The organism is Streptomyces sp. NPDC049915 (assembly GCF_040656475.1).
Lineage (GTDB): Bacteria > Actinomycetota > Actinomycetes > Streptomycetales > Streptomycetaceae > Streptomyces.
Genome location: NZ_JBFAMH010000008.1, coordinates 197,199 through 209,437, shown reverse-complemented (window position 1 = coordinate 209,437; position 12,239 = coordinate 197,199). Strand labels below are relative to the sequence as shown.

Here is a 12,239-nt window from a genome sequence, read left to right as displayed (position 1 = left end):
CCAGTTTTGATCACACAACGTCCATCAAGGCTAGCAGCTCGCGCGCCACGTCCTCGACGGAGGTGTTGACCAGGGTCGTATCGAACTCCGGCTCGGCGGCCAGCTCGGTCCTGGCCACCCCCAGGCGGCGCTCGATGACCTCGGGCGGTTCGGTGCCGCGACCGGTGAGCCTGCGCACCAGCTCCTCCCAGGAGGGCGGGGCCAGGAACACCAGCTGGGCGTCGGGCATCGACCCGCGGACCTGGCGGGCGCCCTGGAGGTCGATCTCCAGCAGGACCGGCTCACCGTTCTCCAGCCGCTCCAGCACGGCCGCACGCGGCGTGCCGTAGCGGTTGCCGGCGAACTCGGCCCACTCCAGCAGCTCGCCGTTGGCGATCAGCTTGTCCATCTCCTCGTCCGTGACGAAGAAGTAGTGGACTCCATGCTGCTCGCCGGGGCGGGGCTTGCGGGTCGTCGCCGACACCGAGAGCCAGACCTCGGGGTGTTCTTTGCGCATATGAGCGACGACCGTGCTCTTGCCGACCCCCGAGGGGCCGGAGAGCACGGTCAGCCGCGGACGGACGTCCGGGGGCTCGGGGGTCGTCCCCCGGGGTGTTACAGCCATGCAGCGATTATTCCAGCAATCCCGGAGTGCCCGGGACTCCCTTCTCGCCGACGACCCGGTTCAGGAGCCCGTGCTGCCGAACTCGCGCTCCAGGGAAGCGATCTGGTTCGAGCCGAGCCCGCGCACGCGGCGGCTCTCGGAGATACCGAGTCGCTCCATGATCTGCTTGGCGCGGACCTTGCCCACGCCCGGCAGGGACTCCAGCAGAGCGGAGACCTTCATCTTGCCGATGACGTCGTTCTCCTGGCCCTGCTTGATGACCTCATGCAGGGAGGCGCCGGAGTGCTTCAGTCGATTCTTGACCTCGGCCCGCTCCCGGCGAGCCGCGGCGGCCTTTTCGAGCGCGGCTGCGCGCTGTTCGGGGGTAAGGGGCGGAAGAGCCACGCCTACGTCACCTCGGATGTCGAACTGTCGGATACGGACCGGTGAGGAACCTAGTACGCCCCACACCTGGGGAGCCACGAGCAACACGCTCGCCCGTTCTCCCCCACAGTCTTGGGGGCGTGGGTGGTGCCCCCACACGTCGGAGACTAGCGGTCAAGTCCGCCAGAGTCAGCGAGAACAGCGGAAAAGTCCTGGTCAGCCTCCGTCAGGACGGACATTTAGGACATATTGCCCCGGATTTGAGACTGTATCCAGACTCAAGACGCCCCGGAAGTCCTCGCCGGACCCCTCCGACGAGACCTCCGGTTCACCTCCGGCTCTCAGACGGCCGTCACGGCGGCACGGACCTCGTCTGCGAAGCGTTGCGCCGCGTCACGCAGAGCGACGACGTCGGGGCCGTGGCGCAGCACACCCCGGCTGACGTTCGGCACCACGTTGCGCACCGCGCCGCCGAAGACCTGCGGAAGGTCCGCCGGGGTGGCTCCCTGGGCGCCGATGCCGGGCGCGAGGAGCGGGCCGTTGATGTCGAGGTCGTACGAGGACAGGTCGCCGAGCGTGGCGCCCACGACCGCTCCGAAGGAGCCCAGGGGCTCCTCCCCCGCGTTCTCGGCCGCCAGGTGCGCCAGCATGGTCGCGCCCACGCTGCGGCCGTCGGCGCGCACCGCGTGCTGCACCTCGCCGCCCTCCGGGTTCGACGTCAGCGCCAGCACGAACAGGCCGGCGCCGCTCTCCCGGGCCAGCGCGACGGCCGGACTGAGCGAGCCGTAGCCGAGGTAGGGCGAGACGGTCAGGGCGTCCGAGAACAGCGGGGAGTCCTTGTGCAGGAACGCCTCCGCGTACGCGGCCATGGTGGAGCCGATGTCGCCGCGCTTGGCGTCCATGACGACCAGCGCGCCGGCCGCCCGGGCCTCCTCGACGGCCTTCTCCAGGACCGCCACGCCCCGGGAGCCGAACCGCTCGAAGAACGCCGCCTGCGGCTTCAGCACGGCGACCCGGTCCGCCACGGCCTCGACGACCGTGCGGGTGAACCGCTCCAGGCCGGCCACGTCGTCGTTCAGGCCCCACTCGGCGAGCAGGGAGGCGTGCGGGTCGATGCCGACGCACAGCGTGCCGCGCTCGTCCATGGCCCGGCGCAGGCGGGCGCCGAAGGGCTCCGGAGCACTCATGCGGACTTCCTCACGTCGGCGCCGACCGCGTCGGCGAGGGTGGCGTACGGGCTGGTGCGCAGGCGCGCGGCGAGTCCCTTGCGGACCGCGCGCATCCAGAAGGGCCCCTCGTAGATGAAGGCGCTGTAGCCCTGGACGAGCGTGGCCCCGGCCAGGATGCGCTGCCAGGCGTCCTCGGCGTTCTCGATGCCGCCGACGCCCACCAGGGTGATGCGGTCGCCCACGCGCGCGTACAGGCGCCGCAGGACCGCCAGGGAGCGCTCCTTGAGCGGGGCGCCGGACAGGCCGCCGGTCTCCTTGACCAGGGACGGCTCGGAGCGCAGGCCGAGGCCGTCGCGGGCGATGGTGGTGTTGGTGGCGATGATGCCGTCCAGGCCGAGCTCCACGGCCAGGTCGGCGACCGCGTCGATGTCCTCGTCGGCGAGGTCCGGCGCGATCTTGACCAGGAGCGGGACGCGGCGCGCGGTGACCGCGCGGTCGGCGGCCTCGCGCACGGCGGTCAGCAGCGGCCGCAGGGCCTCGGTGGCCTGGAGGTTGCGCAGGCCGGGCGTGTTCGGCGAGGAGACGTTGACGACGAGGTAGTCGGCGTACGGCGCGAGGCGCTCGGCCGACTTCACGTAGTCGGCGGCGGCCTCCTCCTCGGGGACGACCTTGGTCTTGCCGATGTTGACGCCGACGACGGTCCTGAAGGCGGGGTCGCGGGAGGCCAGGCGGGCGGCGACGGCCAGCGAGCCGTCGTTGTTGAAGCCCATGCGGTTGATCAGTGCCCGGTCCTTGACCAGGCGGAACAGCCGCTTCTTGGGGTTGCCGGGCTGCGGCTCGCCGGTGACCGTGCCGATCTCGACGTGGTCGAAGCCGAGCATCGCCATGCCGTCGATGGCGACGGCGTTCTTGTCGAAGCCGGCGGCGAGCCCGAAGGGGCCGTGCATGCGCAGGCCCAGGGCCTCGGTGCGCAGCTCCTTGTGGCGGGGGGCGAGGGCGGCGGCGACGAAGGTGCGCAGCACCGGGATGCGGGCGGCGAGGCGGATCCAGCGGAAGGCCAGGTAGTGGGCCTGCTCGGGATCCATGCGCGCGAAGAAGAGCTTGAAGAAGATCTTGTACATCGGTGTCGGTGTCCTCATGACGAGGGGGACACCGCTGATCCGGTGTCCCCCTCGTCGGCTGCTAGTCGCGGGCCGCGGTCAGGTGTTCGGCGTGTTCCTGCAGGGAGCGCACGCCCACGTCTCCGTGGTTGAGGGCGTCGATGCCCTGGACGGCGGCCGCCAGGGCCTGGACCGTCGTCAGGCAGGGCACGGAGCGTGCCACCGCCGCCGTACGGATCTCGTAGCCGTCGAGGCGGCCGCCGGTGCCGTACGGGGTGTTGACGATGAGGTCGACCTCGCCGTCGTGGATGAGCTGGACGATGGTCTTCTCGCCGTTGGGGCCCTCGCCCTCGGACTGCTTGCGCACGACCGTGGCGTTGATGCCGTTGCGCTTGAGGACCTCGGCGGTGCCGGAGGTGGCCAGCAGCTCGAAGCCGTGGGCGACCAGCTCGCGCGCCGGGAAGATCATCGAGCGCTTGTCGCGGTTGGCGACCGAGATGAACGCGCGCCCCTTGGTGGGCAGCGGGCCGTAGGCGCCGGCCTGCGACTTGGCGTACGCCGTGCCGAAGACGGAGTCGATGCCCATGACCTCGCCGGTGGAGCGCATCTCCGGACCGAGGACGGTGTCCACGCCGCGGCCGGAGGTGTCGCGGAAGCGGCTCCACGGCATCACGGCCTCCTTGACGGAGATCGGCGCGTCCAGCGGCAGCTCGCCGCCGTCGCCGGTCCTGGGCAGCAGGCCCTCGGCGCGCAGCTCGGCGATGGTCGTGCCCATGGAGATGCGGGCGGCGGCCTTGGCCAGCGGCACCGCGGTCGCCTTGGAGGTGAACGGCACGGTCCGGGAGGCGCGCGGGTTGGCCTCCAGGACGTAGAGGATGTCACCGGCCATCGCGAACTGGATGTTGATCAGGCCGCGCACCCCGACGCCCTTGGCGATCGCCTCGGTGGAGGCGCGCAGGCGCTTGATGTCGAAGCCGCCCAGCGTGATCGGGGGCAGCGCGCACGCCGAGTCGCCGGAGTGGATGCCGGCCTCCTCGATGTGCTCCATCACACCGCCGAGATAGAGCTCCTCGCCGTCGTAGAGCGCGTCGACGTCGATCTCGATGGCGTCGTCGAGGAACCGGTCGACCAGCACCGGACGGGTCGGGCTGATCTCGGTGGACTCGGCGATGTAGGTGGCCAGGCGGGTCTCGTCGTAGACGATCTCCATGCCGCGGCCGCCGAGGACGTACGACGGGCGGACCAGGACCGGGTAGCCGATCTCGTCGGCGATCGCCTTGGCCTCGTCGAAGGTGGTCGCGGTGCCGTGCTTGGGAGCCGGCAGGCCCGCCTCCTTCAGCACCCGGCCGAAGGCGCCCCGGTCCTCGGCCGCGTGGATGGCCTCGGGCGGGGTGCCGACGATCGGCACACCGTTGTCCTTCAGCGCCTGCGCCAGGCCCAGCGGGGTCTGGCCGCCGAGCTGGACGACGACACCGGCGACGGGGCCGGCCTGCTGCTCGGCGTGGACGATCTCCAGCACGTCCTCGAGCGTCAGCGGCTCGAAGTACAGGCGGTCGGAGGTGTCGTAGTCGGTGGAGACGGTCTCCGGGTTGCAGTTGACCATCACCGTCTCGTAGCCCGCGTCGCTGAGCGCGAAGGAGGCGTGGACGCAGGAGTAGTCGAACTCGATGCCCTGGCCGATGCGGTTCGGGCCGGAGCCCAGGATGATCACAGCGGGCTTCTCGCGCCGTGCGACCTCGTTCTCCTCGTCGTAGGAGGAGTAGAAGTACGGCGTCTTCGCGGCGAACTCGGCGGCGCAGGTGTCGACCGTCTTGTAGACCGGGCGGATGCCGAGGGCGTGCCGGACCTCGCGGACGACGTCTTCGCGCAGGCCGCGGATCTCGGCGATCTGCTGGTCGGAGAAGCCGTGCCGCTTGGCCTCGGCGAGCAGGTCGGAGGTCAGCTCGGGGGCCTCGGCCAGCTCGTCGGCGATCTCCTTGATCAGGAAGAGCTGGTCGACGAACCAGGGGTCGATCTTCGTGTAGTCGAAGATCTCCTCGGGGGTGGCGCCCGCGCGGATGGCCTGCATGACCGTGTTGATCCGGCCGTCCGTGGGGCGCACGGCCTCTTCGAGGAGGGCGGTCTTGTCGCCGGGGTCACCCACGAAGGTGAACTGGCTGCCCTTCTTCTCCAGCGAGCGCAGCGCCTTCTGGAAGGCCTCGGGGAAGTTGCGGCCGATGGCCATGGCCTCGCCGACCGACTTCATGGTGGTGGTCAGCGTGGAGTCGGCCTGCGGGAACTTCTCGAAGGCGAACCGCGGGGCCTTGACGACGACGTAGTCGAGGGTCGGCTCGAAGGAGGCCGGGGTCTCGGCGGTGATGTCGTTCGGGATCTCGTCCAGCGTGTAGCCGACGGCCAGCTTGGCGGCGATCTTGGCGATCGGGAAGCCGGTGGCCTTGGAGGCGAGCGCCGAGGAGCGGGACACGCGCGGGTTCATCTCGATGACGATCACGCGACCGTCCTCGGGGTTCACCGCGAACTGGATGTTGCAGCCGCCGGTGTCGACGCCGACCTCGCGGATGACGGCGATGCCGACGTCGCGCAGGATCTGGTACTCGCGGTCGGTGAGCGTCATCGCCGGGGCGACGGTGATGGAGTCACCGGTGTGCACGCCCATCGGGTCGAAGTTCTCGATGGAGCAGACGACCACGACGTTGTCGTGCTTGTCGCGCATCAGCTCCAGCTCGTACTCCTTCCAGCCGAGGATGGACTCCTCCAGGAGCACCTCGGTGGTCGGGGAGAGCGTGAGGCCCTGGCCGGCGATGCGGCGCAGCTCCTCCTCGTCGTGCGCGAAGCCGGAGCCGGCGCCGCCCATAGTGAAGGAGGGGCGCACGACGACCGGGTAGCCGCCGAGGGTCTCGACGCCCTTGAGGACGTCGTCCATGGTGTGGCAGATGACCGAGCGGGCGGACTCGCCGTGCCCGATCTTCTTGCGGACCTCCTCGACGACCTCCTTGAACTGGTCGCGGTCCTCGCCCTTGTGGATGGCCTCGGGCTTGGCGCCGATCAGCTCGACGCCGTACTTGGCGAGGACGCCGTTCTCGTGCAGGGAGATGGCGGTGTTCAGGGCCGTCTGGCCGCCCAGGGTGGGCAGCAGCGCGTCGGGGCGCTCCTTGGCGATGATCTTCTCGACGAACTCCGGGGTGATCGGCTCGACGTAGGTGGCGTCGGCGATCTCCGGGTCGGTCATGATCGTCGCCGGGTTGGAGTTGACGAGGATCACGCGAAGGCCCTCGGCCCTCAGCACGCGGCACGCCTGGGTGCCGGAGTAGTCGAACTCGGCGGCCTGGCCGATGACGATCGGGCCGGAGCCGATGACCAGGACGGACTGGATATCGGTGCGCTTAGGCACGCTGGCCCTCCATCAGGGAAACGAAGCGGTCGAACAGGTAGGCGGCGTCGTGCGGGCCGGCGGCCGCTTCGGGGTGGTACTGGACGGAGAAGGCTGGCTGGTCGAGCAGCTGCAGCCCCTCCACGACGTTGTCGTTCAGGCAGACGTGGGAGACCTCGGCGCGGCCGAAGGGCGTCTCGCTGACCTGGTCGAGCGGCGCGTCCACGGCGAAGCCGTGGTTGTGGGCGGTGACCTCGACCTTGCCGGTGGTGCGGTCCTGGACCGGCTGGTTGATGCCGCGGTGGCCGTACTTCAGCTTGTAGGTGCCGAAGCCGAGGGCGCGGCCGAGGATCTGGTTGCCGAAGCAGATGCCGAAGAGCGGGGTCTTGCGCTCCAGCACGGCCTGCATCAGGGCGACGGGGCCGTCGGCGGTGGCGGGGTCGCCGGGGCCGTTGGAGAAGAACACGCCGTCGGGGCTGACGGCGTAGACGTCGTCGGCGGTGGCGGTCGCGGGCAGGACGTGCACCTCGATACCGCGCTCGGCCATGCGGTGCGGCGTCATGCCCTTGATGCCGAGGTCGACGGCGGCGACGGTGAACTTCTTCTCACCGACCGCCGGGACGACGTAGGCCTCCTTGGTGGCGACCTCCTCGTACAGGCTGGCGCCCTTCATGTGGGGCTGGGCCTGCACCAGGGCGAGCAGCTCGCCGTCGGACCTGACGGCCTCGCCGGAGAAGATGCCGGCGCGCATGGAGCCGCGCTCGCGCAGGTGGCGGGTCAGGGCCCGGGTGTCGATGCCGGAGATGCCGACGACATGCTGGTTGACCAGCTCGTCGTCCAGGGAGCGCTTGGCGCGCCAGTTGGACGGCACGCGCGCGGGGTCGCGCACGACGTAGCCGGAGACCCAGATGCGGCCCGACTCGTCGTCCTCGTCGTTCCAGCCGGTGTTGCCGATCTGCGGGGCGGTCGCGACGACGATCTGCCGGTCGTACGAGGGGTCGGTGAGGGTCTCCTGGTAGCCGGTCATGCCGGTGGAGAACACGGCCTCGCCGAAGGTCTCCCCCACGGCCCCGTAGGCGCGGCCGCGGAAGATCCGGCCGTCCTCCAGGACGAGTACGGCGGGAACCTTCTCGGTTCCCCTTGTGGAGGTCGTCATCGTGCGCCTTCCGTCTTGTTGATCATGTCGTTCAGGGTGTCGACCCATTCGGTGTGCTCGGCCGCGTGGTCGGAGCGGAAGCCGGAGTCGATCAGTTTGTCGCCGTGGGCCCAGGTCAGCACCAGCAGTCCGCCCTCGGTGAGGACCTTGCCGGCGATGCCCTTGTCCAGCCGGGCCCCGCGCAGCTGCGCGGCCGGGACGAAGAAGTCGCGCGCGCCGGGGCGTACGACGTCCAGTCCTTCGTCCGTCAGGGTGAGCTCGGCCCGGCTGCGGGTGCCCAGGCCGTGCGCCACGATGCGGTCGAGCCACTGTCCGGCGGTGGTGGAGCCGTGGTAGCGGCCGCTCATGCTCAGTTTCGCCGGGCCTGTCCTCTCCGGCGCGCTGGGCAGTTCGGGCAGGTCGCCCTGGAGGGTGCCGCGCCACTTCCAGCCCTCGCGCATCAGCCAGTAGACGAGCGCGACGAAGAGGAGGAGGCCGATCACCCAGCCGAGGCGGGCGGCCCAGTCGGTGACCGGTGCCGACTTCTCTGCGGCTGTGAGCAGTGGTGCAGGTGTCACGTGAGCTTCCCGTCGACGAGCGTGGCCTTGCCCCGCAGCCACGTGTGCGTCACACGGCCCGGCAGCTCACGCCCCTCGTAGGGGGTGTTGCGGCTGCGCGAGGCGAAGCCCGCGGGGTCCACCTGGCCACGGTATTCCGTGTCGACGAGGGTGAGGTTGGCGGGCTCACCAGCCGAGACGGGGCGGCCGTGTCCGGTGGCCTGTCCGATCTGGGCGGGCTTGACGGACATCCGGTCGGCGACGCCGGCCCAGTCCAGCAGGCCCGTGTCGACCATGGTCGCCTGGACCACCGACAGCGCGGTCTCCAGGCCGACCATGCCCATGGCGGCGGCGGCCCACTCGCAGTCCTTGTCCTCGTGCGGGTGCGGGGCGTGGTCGGTGGCGACGATGTCGATCGTGCCGTCGGCGAGGGCCTCGCGCAGGGCCATCACGTCACGCTCGGTGCGCAGCGGCGGGTTGACCTTGTAGACCGGGTTGTAGGTGCGCACCAGCTCGTCGGTGAGGAGCAGGTGGTGCGGGGTGACCTCGGCGGTGACCTGGATGCCGCGGGACTTGGCCCAGCGGACGATCTCGACGCTGCCGGCGGTCGACAGGTGGCAGATGTGCACCCGGGAGCCGACGTGCTCGGCGAGCAGCACGTCCCGCGCGATGATCGACTCCTCGGCGACGGCCGGCCAGCCGCCCAGGCCCAGCTCGGCGGAGACGACGCCCTCGTTCATCTGGGCGCCCTCGGTGAGCCGCGGCTCCTGCGCGTGCTGGGCGACGACACCGCCGAAGGCCTTCACGTACTCCAGGGCGCGGCGCATGATCACGGCGTCGTCGACGCACTTGCCGTCGTCGGAGAAGACGGTGACGCCGGCGGCCGACTCGTGCATGGCGCCCAGCTCGGCGAGCTTCCTGCCCTCGAGGCCGACGGTGACGGCGCCGATGGGCTGCACATCGCAGTAGCCGTGCTCCTTGCCGAGCCGCCAGACCTGCTCGACGACACCGGCGGTGTCGGCGACCGGGAAGGTGTTGGCCATGGCGAACACGGAGGTGTAGCCGCCGCCGGCCGCCGCGCGCGTGCCGGTGAGCACGGTCTCGGAGTCCTCACGGCCGGGCTCGCGCAGGTGGGTGTGCAGGTCGACCAGGCCCGGGAGCAGCACCTTGCCGGCCGCCTCGACGACCTCGGCGCCCTCCGCGGACAGGCCCTGGCCCACCGCGGCGATCTGCGAACCGTCGATCAGGACGTCCTGCGGCTCGCCGCCGAGCACCTTCGCACCACGGACCAGGATCTTGCTCATGTCTTACTTCTCCTCGATGCGGGTGTGGGTGACGGCGGGCTCGTTGCCGCCCAGCAGCAGGTACAGGACGGCCATCCGGATGGAGACGCCGTTGGCGACCTGCTCGATGGCGGTGCAGCGGCCGGAGTCGGCGACCTCGGCGGTGATCTCCATGCCGCGGACCATCGGGCCGGGGTGCATCACGATGGCGTGCTCGGGCAGCTTGGCCATGCGGTCGCCGTCGAGGCCGTAGCGGCGGGAGTACTCGCGCTCGGTGGGGAAGAAGGCGGCGTTCATCCGCTCGCGCTGGACGCGCAGCATCATCACCGCGTCGCACTTGGGCAGCGTCGAGTCGAGGTCGTAGGAGACCTCGCAGGGCCAGGTCTCGATGCCGACCGGCACCAGGGTGGGCGGCGCGACGAGGGTGACCTCGGCGCCCAGGGTGTGCAGCAGGTCGACGTTGGAGCGGGCGACCCGGCTGTGCAGGACGTCGCCGACGATGGTGATCCGCTTGCCGGCGAGGTCCTGGCCGAGTCCGGCGTCCCGGCCGACCAGCCGGCGGCGCATGGTGAAGGCGTCCAGCAGGGCCTGGGTGGGGTGCTGGTGGGTGCCGTCGCCGGCGTTGATGACGGCGGCGTCGATCCAGCCGGAGTTGGCCAGGCGGTAGGGGGCACCGGAGGCGCCGTGCCGGATGACGACGGCGTCGACGCCCATCGCCTCCAGTGTCTGGGCGGTGTCCTTCAGGGACTCGCCCTTGGAGACGCTGGAGCCCTTGGCGGAGAAGTTGATGACGTCCGCGGACAGCCGCTTCTCGGCGGCCTCGAAGGAGATCCGGGTGCGGGTGGAGTCCTCGAAGAAGAGGTTGACGATCGTGCGGCCGCGCAGGGTCGGCAGCTTTTTGATCGGCCGGTCGGCGACCCGGGCCATCTCCTCGGCGGTGTCGAGGATCAGGACGGCGTCGTCGCGGGTGAGGTCGGCGGCCGAGATGAGATGACGCTGCATCTGTCAGGCTCCGTAAGGCAGTTCAATTCGGGAGGATGTGCGCACATCGGCGCGTGTGCGGGCATGCCGAAGCGGCCCGGCGCGCGAGGTGCTACTGGTCGGCCGTCACACCGAGCAGCACGGTGTCGCGACCGTCCTCCTCGGCGAGAAGGACCTTGACCGTCTCCCGCAACGACGTGGGGAGGTTCTTGCCGACGTAGTCGGCGCGGATCGGCAGTTCCCGGTGGCCGCGGTCGACCAGGACCGCGAGCTGCACCGCGCGGGGGCGCCCGATGTCGTTCAGGGCGTCGAGGGCGGCGCGGATGGTGCGGCCGGAGAACAGCACGTCGTCGACGAGGACGACGAGCTTGCCGTCGATGCCGTCACCGGGGATCTCGGTGCGGGCCAGCGCACGCGGTGGGTGCATGCGCAGGTCGTCGCGGTACATGGTGATGTCCAGCGAGCCGACCGGCACTTTGCGCTCGGTGATCTGCTCGAGCTTGGCGGCGAGCCGCTGGGCGAGGAAGACGCCCCGGGTGGGGATGCCGAGGAGCACCACGTCGTCGGCGCCCTTGGCGCGCTCGACGATCTCGTGGGCGATGCGGGTCAGTACCCGCGCGATGTCGGGGCCTTCGAGAACGGGCCTCGCATCGGACGCTTGCGTGTCCATACGAAAAGGACCTCCTTCTCCGCCTCACGGGACGGACCTTAAAGGACGTCGGGTTTGCGTCATCCACGGTAGCAGGCCGCGACGGCACCCGGGTGACCACCCCCGCACCGCCCGGGACGACACCCACGGGATCGCCCCGGCACGGTCCGCGACGCGCCGGGGCGCCACCCGCCCGGCCCCCCGTCACCACCCGCCCGGCGTAGTCGGTGGCCACTACCACGGAAGAGTCGGTGTGGACCATTCGGCTTGACGCAGGAGAATCACGCTGCGTAACCTCACAGTGAGTTACCAGCCGCGCGGCATGGACGAAGCCAGTCGCGTCGACACAGTGCCGGGGAGCTATATGTCCAGCGAATACGCCAAACAGCTCGGGGCCAAGCTCCGGGCCATCCGCACCCAGCAGGGCCTTTCCCTCCACGGTGTCGAGGAGAAGAGCCAGGGACGCTGGAAGGCGGTCGTGGTCGGTTCGTACGAGCGCGGCGACCGTGCCGTGACCGTGCAGCGCCTCGCCGAGCTGGCGGACTTCTACGGCGTTCCGGTGCAGGAGCTGCTCCCGGGCACGACCCCCGGCGGTGCCGCCGAGCCCCCGCCGAAGCTCGTCCTGGACCTGGAGCGCCTGGCCCACGTCCCGGTGGAGAAAGCGGGCCCGCTGCAGCGCTACGCGGCCACGATCCAGTCCCAGCGCGGCGACTACAACGGCAAGGTGCTCTCCATCCGCCAGGACGACCTGCGCACACTCGCCGTCATCTACGACCAGTCGCCCTCGGTCCTCACCGAGCAGCTGATCAGCTGGGGCGTGCTGGACGCGGACGCGCGTCGCGCGGTCGCCCACGAGGAGAGCTGAGCGCTCGGGGCGCCCTCAGCAGAAACGTCACTACCAGGGGCGGAGCCGCACGGCTCCGCCCCTGCTGCGTATCCGCCCGCTCGCCGCATCCCGACCGGCACGCTCGGGGACCGTCCCGATACCACTTCGGGGCGCCGCGCTCTGTGCCACGATCCTGGCGAGC

General features: G+C 70.6%; 11 protein-coding genes. 1 reads left to right on the top strand and 10 read right to left on the bottom strand.

Annotated elements, in window-relative coordinates:
- Positions 1-10: 10 nt before the first annotated feature.
- From gmk to pyrR, 10 genes are all read right to left on the bottom strand, one after another.
- Positions 11-604, bottom strand: coding sequence for a guanylate kinase (gene gmk / locus AB0J12_RS16910; protein WP_363265055.1), 594 nt, complete (start codon positions 602-604; stop codon positions 11-13).
- A 60-nt stretch (positions 605-664) separates the two neighbouring features.
- Positions 665-988, bottom strand: coding sequence for an integration host factor (locus tag AB0J12_RS16905; protein ID WP_003977346.1), 324 nt, complete (start codon positions 986-988; stop codon positions 665-667).
- 320 nt (positions 989-1,308) lie between these two features.
- Positions 1,309-2,154, bottom strand: a complete 846-nt coding sequence (gene pyrF / locus AB0J12_RS16900; RefSeq protein ID WP_363265054.1) for an orotidine-5'-phosphate decarboxylase — start codon at positions 2,152-2,154, stop codon at positions 1,309-1,311.
- On the bottom strand, positions 2,151-3,257 hold the full coding sequence (locus tag AB0J12_RS16895) for a quinone-dependent dihydroorotate dehydrogenase (protein WP_363265150.1): 1,107 nt from the start codon (positions 3,255-3,257) through the stop codon (positions 2,151-2,153). The genes pyrF and AB0J12_RS16895 overlap by 4 nt, the downstream gene beginning before the upstream one ends.
- Before the next feature lie 61 nt (positions 3,258-3,318).
- Positions 3,319-6,627, bottom strand: a complete 3,309-nt coding sequence (gene carB, locus AB0J12_RS16890) for a carbamoyl-phosphate synthase large subunit (RefSeq protein ID WP_363265053.1) — start codon at positions 6,625-6,627, stop codon at positions 3,319-3,321.
- Positions 6,620-7,762, bottom strand: coding sequence for a glutamine-hydrolyzing carbamoyl-phosphate synthase small subunit (gene carA / locus AB0J12_RS16885; protein ID WP_363265052.1), 1,143 nt, complete (start codon positions 7,760-7,762; stop codon positions 6,620-6,622). Before carA ends, carB begins: the two co-directional genes overlap by 8 nt.
- On the bottom strand, positions 7,759-8,319 hold the full coding sequence (locus AB0J12_RS16880; protein WP_363265051.1) for a hypothetical protein: 561 nt from the start codon (positions 8,317-8,319) through the stop codon (positions 7,759-7,761). The genes carA and AB0J12_RS16880 overlap by 4 nt, the downstream gene beginning before the upstream one ends.
- Positions 8,316-9,602 carry a dihydroorotase gene (locus AB0J12_RS16875; protein ID WP_363265050.1) on the bottom strand — a complete coding sequence of 429 codons (1,287 nt, stop codon included), beginning with the start codon at positions 9,600-9,602 and terminating at the stop codon, positions 8,316-8,318. The genes AB0J12_RS16880 and AB0J12_RS16875 overlap by 4 nt, the downstream gene beginning before the upstream one ends.
- Before the next feature lie 3 nt (positions 9,603-9,605).
- Complete coding sequence (locus tag AB0J12_RS16870) at positions 9,606-10,583, bottom strand: aspartate carbamoyltransferase catalytic subunit (RefSeq protein WP_363265049.1); 978 nt, start codon at positions 10,581-10,583, stop codon at positions 9,606-9,608.
- Between the two features lie 91 nt (positions 10,584-10,674).
- Positions 10,675-11,232, bottom strand: a complete 558-nt coding sequence (pyrR, locus tag AB0J12_RS16865; protein WP_363265048.1) for a bifunctional pyr operon transcriptional regulator/uracil phosphoribosyltransferase PyrR — start codon at positions 11,230-11,232, stop codon at positions 10,675-10,677.
- Positions 11,233-11,575: 343 nt separating this feature from the next.
- On the opposite strand from pyrR, the gene bldD reads away from it, so the two are divergent.
- Entirely contained in the window at positions 11,576-12,076 is a 501-nt protein-coding gene (gene bldD, locus AB0J12_RS16860; RefSeq protein ID WP_110626898.1) for a transcriptional regulator BldD, read from the top strand.
- Positions 12,077-12,239 lie beyond the last annotated feature (163 nt).

Excerpts from the sequence above, each read along its gene's own strand:
- gmk (WP_363265055.1), bottom strand. The coding sequence starts at position 604 with ATGGCTGTAACACCCCGGGGGACGACCCCCGAGCCCCCGGACGTCCGT.
- pyrF (WP_363265054.1), bottom strand. The coding sequence starts at position 2,154 with ATGAGTGCTCCGGAGCCCTTCGGCGCCCGCCTGCGCCGGGCCATGGAC.
- AB0J12_RS16895 (WP_363265150.1), bottom strand. The coding sequence starts at position 3,257 with ATGTACAAGATCTTCTTCAAGCTCTTCTTCGCGCGCATGGATCCCGAG.
- carA (WP_363265052.1), bottom strand. The coding sequence starts at position 7,762 with ATGACGACCTCCACAAGGGGAACCGAGAAGGTTCCCGCCGTACTCGTC.
- AB0J12_RS16875 (WP_363265050.1), bottom strand. The coding sequence starts at position 9,602 with ATGAGCAAGATCCTGGTCCGTGGTGCGAAGGTGCTCGGCGGCGAGCCG.
- AB0J12_RS16870 (WP_363265049.1), bottom strand. The coding sequence starts at position 10,583 with ATGCAGCGTCATCTCATCTCGGCCGCCGACCTCACCCGCGACGACGCC.
- pyrR (WP_363265048.1), bottom strand. The coding sequence starts at position 11,232 with ATGGACACGCAAGCGTCCGATGCGAGGCCCGTTCTCGAAGGCCCCGAC.
- bldD (WP_110626898.1), top strand. The coding sequence starts at position 11,576 with ATGTCCAGCGAATACGCCAAACAGCTCGGGGCCAAGCTCCGGGCCATC.